The following is a 17305-nucleotide window of genomic DNA, read 5'->3' on the forward strand; positions in this document are numbered from 1 at the left end:
TCCTCACGTCCATACATCCGGCAACCATTGGGATAAAAACGGCGTGTTTTCAATCATCAACCTGGCGACCGTTGAACTCGCGATCGTATCTTGAACGGCTTCAACAGGGATTATCGCGGCCACAAACAATAAGACAAAAACAACCAGGTACCCTTCGATGAAACCTAAAACACCGCCGAGCAGATTATTCAAAGTACGCACAATAGGCAGGTAACGAACGAAGTCCAAGAGCGAAGCAATCATGCGCAACAAAATACGCGTGGCAAAAAAAAGAATAGCAAAGGCAATTCCGTTATAATACACACTTTCCAAACTAAACGCCGGGATCATCATGCCGCCATCGCTTCCGTCCAAAAATTGGGGATATGGAAGCCATAACCGTAAATAATCGGCGAATGGGCTAAAAAATAAAAAGGCAACAATCATCGACCCGAAAAAACTGACAAGATGAAAAAATTGCAGGACAAGTCCCCGACGCAGCCCTACGAAGAACTTCGCGAAGAGTATCAGCAATATAAACAGACTTAACATGCGTATTTAATCCTCTTCCTCCGACATTAACCCTTGATCCTTTTGCATTTTCAAATAATCATCTGCAATATTGATCGCTGCAAGGACAGCGAGGCGTCTCGTATCAAGGTAAGGGTTCACCCTTTTCATTTCTCTCATTTTAGCATCCACGTACCTGGAAACATCATTGACATGACCTTTTGATTCATCACTGATAACTGTGTATTGATCCCCGTAGATTGTGACAGTTGTTCGTTTTTTATCCTGATTGTTAGCTTCTTGACCGGCCACCTGCGAGCGCCTCCCTTTTCACCTCGAACGTGTAATGATATCTGTGAGTATCTATCAATTAATTGGAAATGAGCATACTAATCCTATATTATCTAACATCATAACAAATTCCGAAGCTATTGAAAACAAAGGCAAAGATCTTTAACGACCAAAAGCGCACCCTCGCTCGGGGTGCGCTTTCTTTAATCGCGCAAAGTTGCGCCTAGCCGCGAGCGGAGGGCGGCTACGATTTCTTCATGAATGCTGGCAATTTCTTCGTCTTTCAGCGTACGCTCACGGTTTAGATAAAGGAGCGAATAGGCGAGTGACTTTTTGCCGGCTTCGATATTTTCTCCTTGGTAGACATCAAACAGATGAATATCTTCTAGCCATTCTCCCGCGGCCTCCACGATGACCGCTTCCACTTCAGCTGCAGCAATGTTTGCATCGGCAACAACGGCCAAATCCCTTCGGATAGCCGGAAAGCGAGGGAGGGGTTGATAGCGAATGTCTTCATTGTCTACGGCAAATAGCTTTTCCACATTTAATTCAAACACGTAAGTCGCTTGCAACCCTTGAGCCTCTTGTTCGAGTGGGTGAAGTTGTCCAAGGAAACCAACGGTTTCGCCATCGATGAGCACTTCCGCGGATCGCCCCGGATGCATGCCTTCCCGTTTACGGGCGCGAAAGACCGCTTCATTTTCTTTCCCCGCTTGTTTTAACATGCCTTCAACAATTCCTTTTGCGACATAGAAATCGACCTGGATTTCTTCCCCGTTCCAAGCATGATTGTACCACTGGCCGCTTAATATTCCCGCTACATGTTCATGCTCCGCCGGTTGCTTATTTTCATCTGCATACGGTTCAAAGACGGTCCCAATTTCAAACAAAAAGACATCTTCAAGTTGACGATTCACGTTGTAGACGCCGGCATCCAGAAGGTGAGGGACCAGGCTTCTTCGCAGCACTTCCCGTTCTTCACTCATAGGCATAAGCACACCCATCTTCCGATCACTTTCGTGCAGTAAAAATTGATCTGCCTTTTGTACGCTTGTGAGGGAGTAAGTGATTGCCTCTTGCATCCCCGTGCTTTCAAGAAAACGGCGGAGTTTGCGGCGACTCTTTTGCTCGTCGGTCAAAGCGCCGGCTGAGCGCGCGCCGACCGGCAATGTCGTCGGAATACGATCATAGCCATAAAGACGGGCAACTTCTTCGATTAAATCTTCTTCAATCGAAAGATCAAGGCGTCTTGACGGTATACGGACGCGCCATTCATTTCCCAGATCCGTCACTTCCAAATCGAGCCGATGCAACAACGCCTCGGTTTCCTCCGGCTCAAGCTCCGTTCCAAGCCGCGTATTTAATCGTTCCAAACTAAGATGAACCTCTTGCACAACAGCCGGTAATTCTCCTGATTCCACCGTACCTTTTAGCACAACGCCGCCAGCAATCTCTTCCATTAACGTGACGGCCCTTTCCGCCGCTTCGGCGGTTCGTTCGAAATCCAATCCTTTTTCGAATCGTTGGCTTGATTCGCTGCGCAACCCTAACCTTCCGGATGTTTTTCTAACATTTAATGCATCAAATTGTGCCGATTCCAGCAACACACTTGTTGTGTCCGCCTGTACTTCTGTTGACGCGCCGCCCATCACACCCGCGATCGCAACGGGGGCATTGCCATTCGTGATCAACACATCCTCACCGGAGAGCGTTCGCTCCTGACCGTCCAACGTCTCGATTTTTTCTCCTTGTTCCGCCCGTCTCGTTACGATTTTCTCCGAGCCAAACCGTTCATAATCGAACGCATGAAGGGGTTGTCCATACTCGAGCAATACATAGTTCGTAATATCGACAATATTATTGATCGGTCGAATACCTGCGGCCATTAAACGTGTTTGCAACCATAACGGCGATGGGGCTACCGTTATTTTATCGATCACTTTAGCTCCGTAATAAGGGACATCCTCGCCATTTGTCACTTCAACGGCGATGCGGTTAGCAGCATTTTTGCGAATCACCCCATGGGTGTAATCGGGATGATGAATCGGACGGTCCAGCAACGCGGACAATTCGTAAGCGACCCCGAGCATGCTTAAGCAATCCGGACGGTTCGGCGTCAAATCAAGTTCCATAATCACATCATTCAAACCGAGGACCTCAAGCGCATCAAGCCCCGTCGCGACCTCTGCCGGCAATTCGACAATTTGACCTTGTTCTGTTTTCGCCAATAACTGCTCATTGAAGCCAAGCTCGTCCAATGCGCAAATCATGCCCGCGGATGTTTCTCCGCGAATCGTCGTTTCTTCTATTTTTTTATTCCCAGGCAAGGTCGTTCCCGGCATCGCTACGGCAACTTTTTGGCTCTTTTGCACGTTGCTTGCCCCACAGATGATTTGCTTCGTTTGGTCACCTACATCTACTTGGCATACCGTTAATTTTTCGGCTTCCGGGTGAGGGGCTGTCTCATTCACCTCACCGACGATGACACCATCGATCCCGTCATGATAGCGATGGAGCCGATCAACCTCTACCCCAGCCCGGGTAAGCTTTTCAGCAACTTCCTCCGGGGTTGTGTCCGATAAATCGATATAATCCGTTAACCATTGATAGGAAACGAGCATCGTCGCTTCACCTTCCTTCTTATTTTCTACAAATGTTGAAACTGTGATAAAAAACGCGTGTCATTCGTGTAAAAATGGCGGATATCGTCGATCCCGTATTTCAACATGGCAAAGCGTTCCACGCCCATGCCAAAAGCAAAGCCACTGTAAATATTTGGATCAAATCCATTTAATTCCAAAACGCGCGGATGAACCATCCCCGAACCTAACACTTCAATCCATCCGCTTTGCTTGCATATTCGGCAACCTTTGCCTGCACAAATGCCGCAAGTGACGTCAATTTCCGCCGATGGTTCCGTAAATGGAAAAAAGCTCGGGCGCAATCGAATCTCTCGGTCTTGGCCAAAGTACTGTTTGACAAATGTATCAAATATTCCTTTCAAGTCACTCATTCGCACATTTTCATCCACGTAGAGCCCTTCGATTTGCATAAACTGATGGGAGTGGGTGGCGTCATCTTCGTCGCGGCGATAGACCTTCCCCGGACAAATAATCCTAACCGGGCCCTCGCCTTCATGCTTTTGCAACGTCCGGGCCTGCACCGGTGACGTTTGCGTTCTCAACAGGGTATCTTCACTGGTGTAAAAGGAATCTTGCATGTCCCGGGCCGGATGATTCGGGGGCAAATTGATCATTTCAAAATTAAAATAATCTGTCTCCACTTCCGGCCCTTCCGTTACTTCAAACCCAAGGCCGATAAAAATGTCCTCGATCTCCTCCACAACGGCTGTAAGCGGATGAGTGGAACCCTGATTCATGGGCCTTCCCGGCAATGTTACATCGATTTCTTCCTCTTCAAGCCTTTGTTCCAATTCGGCTTTCTCAAAAACTTCCCCTTTATTAGCCAGTGCCTCTTGAATACTTTCGCGAACCTCGTTAGCCTTTTGGCCGACGACAGGACGTTCTTCGGCTGATAGTTGCCCCATCCCGCGCAGAACCTCCGTAATGGCTCCTTTTTTCCCCAGATAACGGATGCGCACTTGTTCTAGAGCCTTCTTGTCATCGCTAGCCTGTACGGCTTCGAGCGCTTCCGATTCAAGCGCCTTTAATCGTTCAATCATTTCGTGTGTCCTCCTTTGTTAAAAATAAAAACCTCCGCCCCCTAAAAAAGGGACGAAGGTTTCGCGGTACCACCCTTGTTAACGACAGCAACTATCGTTCACTCTTGCAAATAACGGCTTGCGCCCGGTACACTTTTTTAGACTTGCTTTCAGTGCCAACTCCGGAGTGAATTCCAAAGCTCTTAACGCAGGGGAGCTCTCAATCCATGACTCCCCCTTCCTGGCCGCCAGTGTTCCAAGTACTACGCTCTTTCATTGTTTTTTCAATATGCTTGTATAACAAACAGTATAATCCATTTTTTTATCTGTGTGAACCTCTCCACCTAAATCAAAGATTTTGATGGAGCATCCCTTATCTTAAATACAGCGCAAACAAAAGCGGTTAAGACGCCTTCGGCGACTCTAATGCTTTCGTAAGGCTAATGAATGAAGACAGGGTCGTATATTCGAGCCAAGACAGTGCCTTTTATATCCATCACCGAACAAACCGCAGAGTTGTTAATTCCGAGGTCTACCGCACATATTTTTTGGTCGTTGATTTTGGTTTTATTTAATGTCACGTTTGATTGATAACTAACGTTTAGGAAATACTTTTTTCCGGCTTTAACAAGCGTAGGGTTGTTTTCTTTCCAATCCCAAACGCCGCGTTTATATAAGTCTTGGTCTTTGAAGGTGATATCCACCCAGACCCAGTCATTATTATCAAAAATTTTGATTTGAGCCGTTTTATCCGATGTTCGGTTAAACATATTACCTCGATAAAACACCGGGAATTCCTTGTGTTTTAATTGCAACCTCGGAGGGTTCTTTTTAAAATTTTTTCCTTCGGAAAGCGCAATTGCTTTCTCTTCTTCCCAGTTACGCAAATTGGAACGATAGCTTTTCACTTTCCCAAACGCCGCAGCAATGGCGCTTCTTCGAAAGTATGAAGGAAATTTATGAAAACGAGCATTAAATGCCCGGTACTTCGGAGAAGGATTTGATTCAGTTGTATGGATGAGCCGTTCCACCGCAGGAACGATAGATTTCGTCGTCATCTCATCAAGGTTATCAAACTCTTTGTCTATCACTTCGATAATAAAAGTAATAAAAGTCAGTGCGTCGTTGTAGATATCCAGTGTTGCGTCAAAGATACGAGAGTGATTCGTAATCTTGTGCGACAGCGTTTTGGCTATGTTCATCATCAAACCCTCCTTCTAAAAGTATCCCAAGGTCATCTAATTATAACGGAACATTTGTTTGAATTCATTATACCTTACCCTTTATGCAAAGTCTAATCTTATACTTAACCACTATGATTTTAAAAATAAACAGACCATGATCTTAGCGCCTAACCCCCACTAAATTTGAAGGGGAATGCGGTGCTAACTTTTTGTTCAAGTCATGGGTCAATAACCGGACCGTTCGCTCATCATGCTTTCAATCATTTTATCCCGGTGGTAAGCGCCCGTAAAACTCCCGCTTCAACGGGAGTTAACGGGCGACTAACACCCCGATTCGTTCAACTAACCATCAGAGGGAAAAACCCCCTCTGATGGAAGTTTCACTTTATATTCTTTTTGCAACGGTTTTTCAGCCGGACCCTCGATCACTTCCCCGGAATAGGAAAACCTTGATCCGTGGCATGGGCAATCCCAAGTGCGATCCGCGCCGTTCCAATTCACCTCGCAGCCCACGTGTGTGCATGTTGTGTCAACGACGTGAAGTTCACCATCTTTATCCCGGTACGCCCCTTTGCGTTTTCCGTCGATCCGCACGACAGCCCCTTCGTCCTTTGCCAAGCCTTTCATTTCCTTGTTTGAGGTCTCTGCTTTTCCTTCGACGAGATGCTTCGCCACATCGAAGTTTTCACGAAGGAAATGTTTCAGACTGGGGTCAGCATAAAAACGGGACGGTGTAAAAAGAGACGTGTATCGGTTTTCTTTTTCCAACACAAGGTCTTTAAGCAACAGCGCGGCAGCCGTCCCATTAGTCATCCCCCATTTTCGATAACCGGTGGCAACAAGAATGTTTTGCTCGGAAGATTGTGAGGTCAAATGGCCTATATAAGGGAGATTGTCAAGTGTCGTCAAATCTTGCGTGGACCAGCGGTTGACTTGTTTTTCAATGCCGAGGACGTCTTCCCCGAACGTTTGCAAGGCGTTGTAGTGGTCATGCGTGTCTATACCCTGACCTGTCTTATGGCCTTCCCCGCCGACTAGGACTAACGCTTCGCCATCAATGTTGGCAGAACGCAGCGAACGCGTCGGTTGATCCACGCTTATATACATCCCGCCCGGGTACGCCATTTTCGGTTTTATGGCAACGACATAGGAACGCTCCGCGTGCATCCTTGTAAAATAAAAACCGGTCCCTTCATAAAACGGAAAATGGGAACAAGATAAAATATATTTCGCTTGGACACGGGCATCTCCACGAGTGATCACGGATGGTTCCTCCCCCCGTTCCACATGGACGGCGGTCGTGTTCTCAAAAATCCGCCCGCCTTTATCAACGATGGTTTTTACAAGCGGCGCCAAGTAACGGAGCGGGTGAAACTGGGCCTGGTCTTTCATCACCAACGCATTTTTAACGCTTATATCAATCGGGAGCTCTTCAAGAATCCCTCCATCGATGTTCAGTTTTTCATAAGCCGCTGCTTCTTTTTCCAATTTCTTTTTATATTTCGGAGTCGTTGCGTAAAGATAAGCGTCTTCCGTGCGAAAATCACAGTTAATCCCATGCGTGTCAATCGTCTCACGAATAAATGCCATCGCTTCCTTATTCGCTTCATAGTAAAGCCTTGCATTTGTCTTTCCTAAATGTTGGATAAATTCATCATAGATCAACCCGTGTTGAGCGGTTACTTTCGCGGTGGTATGACCGGTTGTGCCATTGAGCAGCTTCCCGGCTTCTACCAACGCAACTTGCAAGCCTTCTTGAACGAGAAGATACGCGGCTGTAATGCCTGTGATTCCTCCGCCAACGATGACAACATCTGTTTTCATATTATCTTTTAACGGTTCGAAATCCGGTAGGTCTACCGATGCTTGCCAAGCGGTTTCCGAAAACTTTTCTTCGGTATGTTGATCTGCCATTAAAAAGCGCTCCTTCATTAGAAAAAATTGGCTTTTCACCAAGTCTGGCGAAAGCCTTAATTTTTCTTATACTTTAATCCGTCACCCTCAGTTAATCTTAAAGTGTAAACATAAGATAGCGTTATTATTTACAACTCATCGCTCGGTATGCGTGTGAAGGGCGTGCGTATAATGGCGGCGGACAAGCGTTGGGGCAGGGCCGGATTCAGAGCGGGGCCCGGCTTCGTTCGGACATATTACGGCTACTTCGTTGGGAAACTGTCCGAGCTAACCCTTGATTCGGACAGTTGGTGCTTACATCCTCGTAAAATTGTCCGAGGCAGGCCCAGGTTCGGACAGATTTCGTTCGCTCCCTCGTGTATTTGTCCGAGCTTCGAAAGCATGGCGACCGAACTTGTGCGACGTTGACCTTTTCAGGCGCCATGAAGCGGTTATGGCAACCGAAAACGAGAGCCAATCGCTCTTTCAGTCCTCATAAAGAGCTCATGGTGACCGAATTTGATCCAAGAAGCTCTTTTCGGGCGTCATAGAGCGGTTATGGTGACCGAATTCAAGCGAAGCAGCTTTTTTCAGGCGCCATGAAGCTGCGAAAAAAAGCGAACGGAGCATTCCCGTTCGCCTTTTTGCAGTTTATTTTTTAAATTGATTGACGCGTGCTTTTTTCTCTTCAAGCGTATGGGCTTCTCCGTCTCTTCGGTCATCGATGCGTATATCGGTAGAAATTCTTGTCCATCCGCGCTGCACCGGCACATTGTGCAATGCTTGAATGACGGTGAACAAATCGTCGATATCACCTTCAATGACGGTGCTCATCGGGGTTAACTCATAACGAACTTTATCTTTATGCTTGTCCAGCTCTTCATGAATGGCCGCGACTTCTTCGCCTAAGCTTCGATTTTTCTCTTCCACAATCGGCACAATTGAAATATCTGCCATCGCCATAATCAACATCCTCCTTCATCAGTTTCTCTATATGTCCGTTCCCCATTTTGCCCCGGCCAAAAACATCATTTTTCACCGCATTACACTCCCGCCGGAGATTTTCACGCTTTCTCCGACAATATTGACAGCAGCTTCCGTGAGCAAATAGACAATCGTATTTGCCACTTCTTCCGGTTCCGTGATATGGCCGGAAGGTAAGTCTGCTTGTACAGCCCGCATTTGCTCCTCATACGGACGATCATTCCGCTCCGCTTTTCGTTCAATGGATTGTTTACCCATATCTGTGTTTACAAATCCCGGGCTAACCGCATTTACTCGCACGCCTTGTTCGATTGCTTCAAGGGCAAACGATTGGGTAAACCCGATTAAAGCAAATTTGCTGCCTGCGTAGGCGGTATTGGCAAAAGTCCCGCGCATGCCTGACAAGGAAGATACGTTTACAATCGCTCCCCGTTGGTTTTCCATCATTTGCTTGTACACGTATTTGCTAAGCATGACAGCCGAATAATAGTTCAAATCCATCAACTCATGTAAAAAATCTTCATCCATATCTTCGACTTTTTGGTTGCCTGCGACGCCCGCGGAGTTGACCAAGCCTGAAAGCAACCCGAACTTGACACCGGCATCTTCTACGAGCGCGATGCGGCTATCATCAGACGTGAGATCAGCGGAGCGCACATAGATATTAGACGTATCGGTGATCTGTTCCAGTTCTTTTTGCAACCGATGGAGCTTGTCCTCATTTCGGCCTGTTACCGTCACGTATGCCCCCATGGCCGCGGCCAACTTGGCCGTTTCCTTGCCAATGCCGCCGGTGGCACCCGTAATCAACACATGTTCATTTTGCAAAGCGCTTTCCGAAAAAATCATTGTATCCCTCTTTCATCAGTGAATCCACTCATACATGATGATTCCCGCGGTGACAGCTACGTTTAATGATTCAGCTTTTCCCAAAATGGGGACGGATACTGTTTCATCTGTTAAACGCAATAACTCCGGAGATATGCCTCGTGCCTCATTTCCGAGGAGCAGTGCATACAGTTCTTCTCCCTGAGGTTTGGCGTCACGATAAGAAACTCCCGAATGCATATCCGTTCCATAGATCATAATTCCTTTATCTTTCAAAGAAGAAACCTCTTTTTTTAAATCAGCAGTGATCACCGGGAGATGAAACATTGCCCCTTGGGTGGCGCGAATCACTTTAGGGTTAAACACATCGACGGTATCTTCACTTACGTAAATGCCGGTCAATCCGGCCGCTTCCGCAGTGCGGATCATGGTGCCCAAATTTCCCGGGTCGCGGATGCCATCAAAGAGCAAAACGTTTCCGTTCGGCACTTCAACTTCCGCGGGCATGTGGCATACCGCAAGCCACCCTTGGGGAGATTCCGTGTCCGAAAGCGTTGCAAATACAGAAGCGCTCACTTCTTCCACACGTTGCCCACTGACGTCAACCGAGAGCAACGGAGCCTCCTCACTTGTCACAAGCTTATCCACAGCTACGTTAGACACTAACGCTTCTTCCACTAAATGAACGCCTTCAACGAGAAAGCGGCGTTCTTTCACACGGTATTTTTTTTGCCGTAATTTTTTAAGTTTTTTAATTGATGAATTGTTCGCGGATGTGATCATATGTATCCCTCGTTCACAGATTATGTATAAGAAAGCATAGCATTTCTCATCCTAGAAAGGCGAATGACTCGTTTTCACATAAGGAGGGACATCCATGAATTTCAATTTGCGTAATGCTATATTGGATAACGTATCCGGCAGTGATGCCTCGCAAATCGAGGCAACAATCGTCGATGCCGTTAATAGCGGCGAAGAAAAAATGTTGCCCGGCTTAGGCGTATTGTTCGAGGTGTATTGGAATGAAGCGGATCAAGAGGAAAGGCAAGAAGTGATCACTCAGATCGCAAACGGCGTCCGGTAACGAGATCGAAAATAAACAACGTCCCCGCAACAGCACGACGATACGGGGACGTTCGCTATTTTTTCTTATTACTGAAATGTAATTTCTTTCACCGTGTCGGCGTCAAGTTTTTCAATAACCGCCACAATTAAATCGACCGCATGTTCAAAATCATCCCGGTGCAAAATCCCGGCATGCGTATGAATATAACGGGTAGCCACACTAATGGAAAGGGCCGGAACGCCGTCCGCGGTTAAATGAATCGCGCCGCCATCGGTTCCGCCCGCAGCCATTGCATCAAACTGATAAGGAATATCAATTTCTTCCGCTGTATCGACGACGAAGTCACGCAAACCCTTGTGTGAAATCAGAGAAGCGTCATACACGAGAATTTGCGGCCCGTGGCCAATATCAGCCCTTGCTTCGTCTTTGGAAATCCCCGGGGTGTCACCGGCAATGCCGACATCGACGGCAAAACCGATATCCGGTTGAATGGCATGTGCCGACGTTCGGGCCCCTCGCAGTCCGACCTCTTCCTGTACGGTTCCGACACCATAGACAACATTCGGATGCGTTTTCCCTTCCAATTTTTTCAACACTTCAATGGCAATGGCACATCCGATCCGGTTATCCCAAGCTTTAGCCATCATCAATTTTTCATTATTCATCACGGTAAAATCACAAATCGGCACGACCGAATCGCCCGGCCGTACGCCAAATTCTTCCGCTTCTTCTTTGTTAGCGGCACCGATATCAATAAACATTTCTTTTTTATCAACCATTTTTTTACGTTGATCCGCCGGAAGCACATGCGGCGGCTTAGAGCCGATCACGCCGACGATGGCCCCTTTTTTCGTAAGCACATTCACGCGTTGCGCGAGCATCACTTGCTCCCACCAACCACCGAGGGGTTGAAACTTCAAAAAACCGTTATCGTCAATTTGCGTAACCATAAAGCCGACTTCATCGAGATGACCGGCGACCATTACCTTCGGTCCGCCTTCTTTCCCCGTTTTTTTTGCAATTAAGCTCCCCAAATTATCGGTAGTCACTTCATCCGCGAACGGAGCAATATGCTTTTCCATCACTTCGCGGGATTCCCGCTCATTCCCCGGAACGCCGTTCGCGTCTGTTAATTCTTTTAACATCGTTTGTGTTGCGTCTAATTGTGTCATCTTTACAGCCTCCTTCTCCCATCCTGAGCATCTATTGGCAGTATACGCCTCATTCCCCAATCCCTCAATCAAAAGACCTTCCGTTTCTATTGTCGTAAGAGAGGGTAAAGAACTATAATAGGAAAAAAGGGGAACCTGAAATGAGGGGGATAAAATGATGACCCTGTTGCTTCAATTGCTCGTGCTGGCCGCTCTGATCATTCTTGTTTATACCATTGTTAGCTATTTGCGCAGCCCTTTACGAAAATTGGAGCAGGCGCAAAATAACAATCAATATTTCCTTTACGATGATCGCCAGAATGCTCACAATAATTTTTACCTTACGTATAAAGGCGCAATGTTTGAAGGGGAAAAAAAAGTCGGATCCACCGACCGCTCTTTTGAAGTTGTGCGCGTATCCGTGCAACCAAAACAAACGGATAAACTGGAAGGCCTGGAATATGACGATTTCATGTTTATTGAAAAAGAAATCAAAGACCGCTATCCCCATGCTTCGATCGATTGGAAAAGCCCCGTCGGTGCCTTGATAAAAAAACGCAAATAGGCACGCTCCGGCACGTCATTTGGATATTAGAAAACTTGGCTTTTCGCTATAGCGAAAAGCCTTAGTTGCACTTATGCAGATAGTAAAATTGATTTATACTTTTCTTACCTGCCAACGGAAAAAACAGTGCCCGTGAGCACTGTTTTTTTATTACCGGCGGGCCACCTTTTTCGCTTTCGCCTCTTGGCGACGTCGGTGCAAGATTGGCTCTGTATATCCATTCGGTTGCTCTCTCCCCTTGAATACGAGGTCACATCCTGCTTGGAAAGCAACAGAGTCCTCGTAATTAGGTGCCATCGGCGTATAGTTCGAGTCCCCGGCGTTTTGTTCGTCGACAACTTTTGCCATTCGTTTGAGCGTTTCAAGCACTTGTTCTTCGCTGCAGATGCCGTGATGGAGCCAGTTAGCCATATGTTGGCTTGAGATTCGTAACGTTGCCCGGTCTTCCATAAGATCGACGTTGTTAATATCCGGAACGGATGAACTTCCGACGCCTTGGTCGATCCAACGCACGACATAACCGAGTATACCCTGAGCGTTATTGTCTAGCTCTTGTTGGATGTCCTCTTTGCTCCAATTTCGGGCCGCGTCCACTGGAATGTTCAACATCTTATTCTGATAATCGCCCTTTGTGATGCCTTGTTGCACACGAAACACGTCAACATCATGATAATGCAAGGCATGAAGCGTTGCCGCCGTCGGAGACGGCACCCATGCTGTATTCGCGCCTGCTTTTAACTGGCCATCTTTTTTCTCCATCATGTCTTTCATGAGATTCGGCATTGCCCACATGCCTTTGCCGATCTGGGCTTTTCCGCGGAAGCCACTGTTCACCCCGACGCTAACATTCGCATCTTCATAAGCCTGCAACCATTCGGAAGCTTTCATTTCATTTTTTCGAATCATCGGCCCAAGTTCCATCGAAGTGTGAATTTCATCCCCTGTGCGGTCGAGAAAACCTGTGTTAATGAAAATAATGCGTTCTCTCGCTTCATGGATGCAGTTTTTAAGGTTTAACGACGTGCGCCGTTCCTCATCCATCACCCCGACTTTAATCGTATGGCGTTTCAAACCGAGCATGTCCTCCACGCGGTCGAAGAGATCGTTTGTAAAAGCAACTTCCTCCGACCCGTGCATTTTCGGCTTCACGATATAGATGGAACCCTTAGCGGAATTCTGAAATTCCCCGTTCCTGAGCACATCTTGTTTGGCCGCAAGACTTGTAACGACGGCGTCCAAAATCCCTTCCGGCACCGGCTGTCCGTTTTCGTCCAAAATAGCGTCACTCGTCATCAAATGGCCGACGTTGCGGTTAAACATGAGTGAGCGGCCGGGCAGGGTAAATGTTTCACCGAAAGGACTGGAATACGTACGATCGGAATGAAGCTTTCTCGTGATCGTTCCATTATCCTTTTCGAACGTTTTTGTTAACGTTCCGTTCATCAGCCCAAGCCAATTCCGATAAACCTCCACTTTATCTTCAGCGTCCACCGCTGCTACAGAATCTTCACAATCAATAATCGTCGTGATCGCAGACTCGACGAATACGTCTTTCACATGGGCACGATCCGTCTTCCCGATAGGATGCTCAGCGTCAATCTGAATTTCAAAATGCAAGCCGTGGTTTTGAAACAAAATGGCTTCGGGGTTTTCCCCTCTTGTCCCTAAAAACTGATTGTTATCTTGAAGCGTGACGGATGTTCCGCCAAGATCAACATGAAGATTGCCATTTTCAATGTTATATTGCTTGGCGTCTTGATGCGACCCTTCCGTCAACGGAATCGCTTCATCCAGCCACCGTTTCGCGTAAGCCACTACTTTTTCGCCACGCACGGGATTATAAGATGTCCCCTGCTCGGCGCCGTTTTCTTCAGAAATAATATCACTGCCATACAGCGCGTCATATAAACTTCCCCAACGGGCATTCGCCGCGTTCAACGCGTAGCGGGCGTTTTTTACCGGCACAACGAGTTGCGGCCCCGGCTGCGCGGTGATTTCCGGGTCTACATTTTCCGTCGTAACCTCAAAATCATCCACTTCCTTTTCCAAATACCCGATTTCCGTTAAGAACGTTTCATAGGCTTCTTGAGAATAATTGTTTTGATGCTCCCGATTCCATTGATCGATCTTATTTTGGATGTCCTCGCGTTTTTTTAATAGTTTTTCATTTCGTCCGGAAAAATCCCCAATAAGCCGTTCAAAATCTGCCCAAAATTGCTCTGCCGTTAAGCCGCTGCCTTCGAGCGCTTCCCGGTTGATAAATTCATAGAGTGACGTCTCGACCGTAAGGTTTCCTATTTTTTCACTCATATCCTTCGCCTCCAAAAGCTAAAATTTTGCTTGCTTCTATTATATAACACAGGTAGAATAATTAAAAATGAATATTTAGAATGGACATCATGCATATAAGTTATATTAATTCGATGTTATCGAAATAAGGCGGGATAATGATGGATATTCGGCAATTGCAGTATTTTATGGAAGTGGCAAAAAGCCAAAGCTTCACGAGAGCAGCTTCCTATTTACATGTCTCCCAACCTTCTTTAAGCAAAGCAATCAAACGCTTAGAGGACGAACTGGACGTGCCCTTGTTTCATCGTTCCTCCAAACAATTGCAGTTAACGGATGCCGGCAAAGCCGTTTTAAACAATACGAAACATGTTTTGAATTCCTTTCATCATTTAACCGCTGAACTTTCGGATATGATGAATCTCAAAAAGGGGGAAATAAAAATAGGCATCCCCCCAATTATCGGTGCTGCATTTATCGCAAAGCTGATCGGTGTTTACAAGGAACAATACCCTGCAGTGGATCTGAGATTAACGGAAGTTGGCAGCAAACGCATTAAACAAGGCATCGATGATGGAACACTGGATATCGGATTTATTTGTAACATCCCCTATCAAAAGGAAAACTTTGAAGTAATAAAAATGTTAAAAGATCCACTCGTGTTTGTCGCGCATCACAGTCACCCATTAAACAGACATCAGGCAATCTCCATTTCCGAGTTGAAGAACGAACCGCTCGTCTTGTACCAAAATGATTTTTCCTTACATGATTCCATCGTTGACGCGTGCCTGAAAAATGGATTTTACCCGCAAGTCGTCTGCGAAAGCACGCAAAAGGATTTTATGTTGGAAATGGTTGAGGCCAGACTTGGCGTCGCCCTGCTCCCAAGCCAAATCGCGAAAAAAAACTCGAGAGGGACGTTGTCAAGCCTGCCGTTGCATGAATCGGACCCCCTTCATTTGGAGCTGGGGATGCTTTGGAAAAAAAACATGTATTTATCATACGCCGCACGCGCCTTCGTCGAGACAGCGAAACGATTTTTCCGCGAATCCTAGACAAGCTTTCGACACCGTATCTTTATCAACCGATAACGCCTCGATATCAGCCAAATTTTCCAATATATCAGCGGAAATCATCAATATATCAGCCAAAACAATAGGTCTATCAGCCATTTCAACCTTCCTCATTGAACCGCCCACTGCTTAACCGGCGGTTTTTTTAAACTCATAAATTTTTTTGATATTTTTGTACAACAGGTATTGATTTTTCTTTTCTGTTATAATACAATAATTTCAACAAACAAGAGTGGAGGGTTTCATTATGAAAAGCACAAACGTTATGGAGCATACGACGAGTTTTGGTTATCCCCCGGCAGCAGCAGAACCACGCACTTGTCACGACTGCGGAGAAGTTATTAGCGAAGTGCCGGACACTTATTTTACACAATGCGAAAAATGCATGCGTGCAAATAATGAATAAATAAAAAGTGACTCCAAACAGGAGTCACTTTTTATTTTTGTTATAACACAGAAAAACTGCCGGTGAACGGAACACCGGCAGTTTTTTATCTTTATTTTTGAAATTGAGCTGTTTCTGTCGAACCTGAAAGGGCGGTTGTTGACGAGGTCCCTCCTGTAATTGTCTGTGAAACTTCGTCGAAATAACCGGTACCAACTTCCCGTTGATGGCGAGTAGCGGTATATCCGTCTTTTTCAGCGGCAAACTCGGCCTGTTGCAATTCGGAATACGCCCCCATGCCTCTGTTCTTGTAGCCGCTGGCAAGTTGGAACATGCTGTGATTAAGAGCATGGAACCCGGCAAGGGTAACGAATTGAAATTTATACCCCATCTTGGCAATCTCTTGCTGGAACGTTTCAATCGTATCTTTATCCAGGTTTCCTTCCCAATTGAAGGATGGCGAGCAGTTGTATGCAAGCATTTGGTCCGGATATTGCTCATGGATCGCATCTGCAAATTTTTGCGCTTCTTCCAAGTTCGGCGTTGACGTTTCACACCAGATTAAATCAGCATAAGGCGCATAAGCCAACCCGCGCGCAATCGCCTGGTCGATTCCGGCTCTCGTACGGTAAAAACCTTCATCCGTTCGCTCGCCGGTAATAAATTCCGCATCGGCAGGATCGACATCGTTGGTAATCAAGTCTGCTGCATCTGCATCCGTACGCGCAAGCAATACCGTCGGCACACCAGAAACGTCAGCGGCCAAGCGCGCGGACACGAGATTTCTTACGGCGTTTTGTGTTGGGATCAATACTTTTCCGCCAAGGTGTCCGCATTTCTTTTCCGAAGCCAATTGGTCCTCGAGGTGCACCCCGGAAGCACCGGCTTCAATCATCGCTTTCATTAATTCAAAAACATTCAGCTGACCGCCGAAACCTGCTTCAGCGTCGGCAACAATCGGAGCAAAATAATCAATATCCCCTTCGCCTTCCATATGCTGAATTTGATCGGCACGCATCAATGCATTATTAATCCGCTTAACGACTTGCGGAACGGAATTCGCCGGATAAAGGCTTTGGTCCGGATACATTTCGCCCGCGAGGTTGGCGTCAGCCGCCACTTGCCATCCGCTTAAGTAGATCGCTTTCAATCCGGCTTTCACTTGTTGAATGGCCTGATTCCCCGTGAGTGCACCGAGAGAATTTACATAATCTTCATTTTTCAAGCTATCCCAAAGCTTTTCCGCCCCTTTACGGGCAAGCGTATGTTCAATTTGCAACGAACCGCGCAGACGAACGACATCTTCTGCCGTGTACGGACGTTTTACCCCTTGCCAACGCTCTTCCGTTTCCCACTGTCTGTTTAATTCGTCCACCTGTTGCTCAAATGATTGTTGCACCATAATCCATTCTCCTCTCCTGATAAACCGCGCAAAGCCTGATAGTA

Annotated in this window: 16 protein-coding genes and 1 other annotated feature; of the genes, 4 read left to right on the forward strand and 12 right to left on the reverse strand. The window is 46.6% G+C overall.

Annotated elements, in window-relative coordinates; all coding sequences use genetic code 11:
• Positions 1-3: 3 nt before the first annotated feature.
• The 9 genes from HUG15_RS17380 to HUG15_RS17420 all read right to left on the reverse strand — a co-directional run bounded on the left by HUG15_RS17380 (position 4) and on the right by HUG15_RS17420 (position 10113).
• Positions 4-531: a CvpA family protein gene (locus tag HUG15_RS17380; protein WP_200124293.1), complete on the reverse strand. Its 528-nt coding sequence runs from the start codon at positions 529-531 to the stop codon at positions 4-6.
• A gap of 6 nt (positions 532-537) precedes the next feature.
• Positions 538-801 carry a cell division protein ZapA gene (gene zapA, locus HUG15_RS17385; protein ID WP_200124294.1) on the reverse strand — a complete coding sequence of 88 codons (264 nt, stop codon included), beginning with the start codon at positions 799-801 and terminating at the stop codon, positions 538-540.
• Between the two features lie 182 nt (positions 802-983).
• On the reverse strand, positions 984-3401 hold the full coding sequence (gene pheT / locus HUG15_RS17390) for a phenylalanine--tRNA ligase subunit beta (RefSeq protein ID WP_200124295.1): 2418 nt from the start codon (positions 3399-3401) through the stop codon (positions 984-986).
• A 26-nt stretch (positions 3402-3427) separates the two neighbouring features.
• On the reverse strand, positions 3428-4462 hold the full coding sequence (gene pheS, locus HUG15_RS17395; RefSeq protein ID WP_200124296.1) for a phenylalanine--tRNA ligase subunit alpha: 1035 nt from the start codon (positions 4460-4462) through the stop codon (positions 3428-3430).
• A 45-nt stretch (positions 4463-4507) separates the two neighbouring features.
• Positions 4508-4727, reverse strand: a binding site (T-box leader).
• A 154-nt stretch (positions 4728-4881) separates the two neighbouring features.
• The gene (locus tag HUG15_RS17400) at positions 4882-5643 is read right to left on the reverse strand and encodes a hypothetical protein (RefSeq protein WP_200124297.1); all 762 of its coding nucleotides are present in this window, start codon (positions 5641-5643) and stop codon (positions 4882-4884) included.
• 324 nt (positions 5644-5967) lie between these two features.
• Complete coding sequence (locus HUG15_RS17405; protein ID WP_200124298.1) at positions 5968-7539, reverse strand: FAD-dependent oxidoreductase; 1572 nt, start codon at positions 7537-7539, stop codon at positions 5968-5970.
• 630 nt (positions 7540-8169) lie between these two features.
• On the reverse strand, positions 8170-8481 hold the full coding sequence (locus HUG15_RS17410) for an MTH1187 family thiamine-binding protein (protein ID WP_200124299.1): 312 nt from the start codon (positions 8479-8481) through the stop codon (positions 8170-8172).
• Between the two features lie 72 nt (positions 8482-8553).
• Positions 8554-9351 carry an SDR family NAD(P)-dependent oxidoreductase gene (locus tag HUG15_RS17415; RefSeq protein ID WP_200124300.1) on the reverse strand — a complete coding sequence of 266 codons (798 nt, stop codon included), beginning with the start codon at positions 9349-9351 and terminating at the stop codon, positions 8554-8556.
• Positions 9352-9366: 15 nt separating this feature from the next.
• Positions 9367-10113: a TrmH family RNA methyltransferase gene (locus HUG15_RS17420; RefSeq protein WP_200124301.1), complete on the reverse strand. Its 747-nt coding sequence runs from the start codon at positions 10111-10113 to the stop codon at positions 9367-9369.
• Between the two features lie 94 nt (positions 10114-10207).
• On the opposite strand from HUG15_RS17420, the gene sspI reads away from it, so the two are divergent.
• Positions 10208-10414 carry a small acid-soluble spore protein SspI gene (gene sspI, locus HUG15_RS17425; protein ID WP_200124302.1) on the forward strand — a complete coding sequence of 69 codons (207 nt, stop codon included), beginning with the start codon at positions 10208-10210 and terminating at the stop codon, positions 10412-10414.
• 68 nt (positions 10415-10482) lie between these two features.
• On the opposite strand, the gene HUG15_RS17430 is transcribed toward sspI, so the two are convergent.
• A complete protein-coding gene (locus HUG15_RS17430) occupies positions 10483-11568 on the reverse strand; it encodes a M42 family metallopeptidase (RefSeq protein WP_200124303.1) in 1086 nt (361 codons plus the stop codon).
• Between the two features lie 157 nt (positions 11569-11725).
• Between HUG15_RS17430 and HUG15_RS17435 the strand changes: the two genes are divergently transcribed.
• Positions 11726-12112: a sigma-w pathway protein ysdB gene (locus tag HUG15_RS17435; protein WP_200124304.1), complete on the forward strand. Its 387-nt coding sequence runs from the start codon at positions 11726-11728 to the stop codon at positions 12110-12112.
• A 150-nt stretch (positions 12113-12262) separates the two neighbouring features.
• Here the strand turns inward: HUG15_RS17435 and HUG15_RS17440 are convergent, their stop codons facing one another.
• On the reverse strand, positions 12263-14422 hold the full coding sequence (locus tag HUG15_RS17440; RefSeq protein ID WP_200124305.1) for a malate synthase G: 2160 nt from the start codon (positions 14420-14422) through the stop codon (positions 12263-12265).
• Positions 14423-14562: 140 nt separating this feature from the next.
• Here HUG15_RS17440 and HUG15_RS17445 point away from each other — a divergent pair, with 140 nt between their 5' ends.
• A complete protein-coding gene (locus tag HUG15_RS17445; protein WP_200124306.1) occupies positions 14563-15456 on the forward strand; it encodes a LysR family transcriptional regulator in 894 nt (297 codons plus the stop codon).
• A 265-nt stretch (positions 15457-15721) separates the two neighbouring features.
• Positions 15722-15880 (forward strand): protein YhfH, encoded by a 159-nt coding sequence (yhfH, locus tag HUG15_RS17450; RefSeq protein WP_246516384.1) that lies wholly within the window; start codon positions 15722-15724, stop codon positions 15878-15880.
• Between the two features lie 91 nt (positions 15881-15971).
• On the opposite strand, the gene aceA is transcribed toward yhfH, so the two are convergent.
• A complete protein-coding gene (gene aceA, locus HUG15_RS17455) occupies positions 15972-17261 on the reverse strand; it encodes an isocitrate lyase (protein ID WP_200124307.1) in 1290 nt (429 codons plus the stop codon).
• Between the last annotated feature and the right edge of the window lie 44 nt (positions 17262-17305).

Source organism: Salicibibacter cibarius (genome assembly GCF_016495725.1).
In the GTDB taxonomy this organism is placed as follows: Bacteria; Bacillota; Bacilli; order Bacillales; family Marinococcaceae; genus Salicibibacter; species Salicibibacter cibarius.

Coding starts and splice junctions, on each gene's coding strand:
- HUG15_RS17380 (WP_200124293.1), bottom strand. CDS start 531: ATGTTAAGTCTGTTTATATTGCTGATACTCTTCGCGAAGTTCTTCGTA.
- HUG15_RS17400 (WP_200124297.1), bottom strand. CDS start 5,643: ATGAACATAGCCAAAACGCTGTCGCACAAGATTACGAATCACTCTCGT.
- HUG15_RS17420 (WP_200124301.1), bottom strand. CDS start 10,113: ATGATCACATCCGCGAACAATTCATCAATTAAAAAACTTAAAAAATTA.
- HUG15_RS17445 (WP_200124306.1), top strand. CDS start 14,563: ATGGATATTCGGCAATTGCAGTATTTTATGGAAGTGGCAAAAAGCCAA.
- HUG15_RS17430 (WP_200124303.1), bottom strand. CDS start 11,568: ATGACACAATTAGACGCAACACAAACGATGTTAAAAGAATTAACAGAC.
- aceA (WP_200124307.1), bottom strand. CDS start 17,261: ATGGTGCAACAATCATTTGAGCAACAGGTGGACGAATTAAACAGACAG.
- pheS (WP_200124296.1), bottom strand. CDS start 4,462: ATGATTGAACGATTAAAGGCGCTTGAATCGGAAGCGCTCGAAGCCGTA.
- sspI (WP_200124302.1), top strand. CDS start 10,208: ATGAATTTCAATTTGCGTAATGCTATATTGGATAACGTATCCGGCAGT.
- HUG15_RS17415 (WP_200124300.1), bottom strand. CDS start 9,351: ATGATTTTTTCGGAAAGCGCTTTGCAAAATGAACATGTGTTGATTACG.
- pheT (WP_200124295.1), bottom strand. CDS start 3,401: ATGCTCGTTTCCTATCAATGGTTAACGGATTATATCGATTTATCGGAC.
- HUG15_RS17405 (WP_200124298.1), bottom strand. CDS start 7,539: ATGGCAGATCAACATACCGAAGAAAAGTTTTCGGAAACCGCTTGGCAA.
- HUG15_RS17410 (WP_200124299.1), bottom strand. CDS start 8,481: ATGGCGATGGCAGATATTTCAATTGTGCCGATTGTGGAAGAGAAAAAT.
- HUG15_RS17440 (WP_200124305.1), bottom strand. CDS start 14,422: ATGAGTGAAAAAATAGGAAACCTTACGGTCGAGACGTCACTCTATGAA.
- HUG15_RS17435 (WP_200124304.1), top strand. CDS start 11,726: ATGACCCTGTTGCTTCAATTGCTCGTGCTGGCCGCTCTGATCATTCTT.
- yhfH (WP_246516384.1), top strand. CDS start 15,722: ATGAAAAGCACAAACGTTATGGAGCATACGACGAGTTTTGGTTATCCC.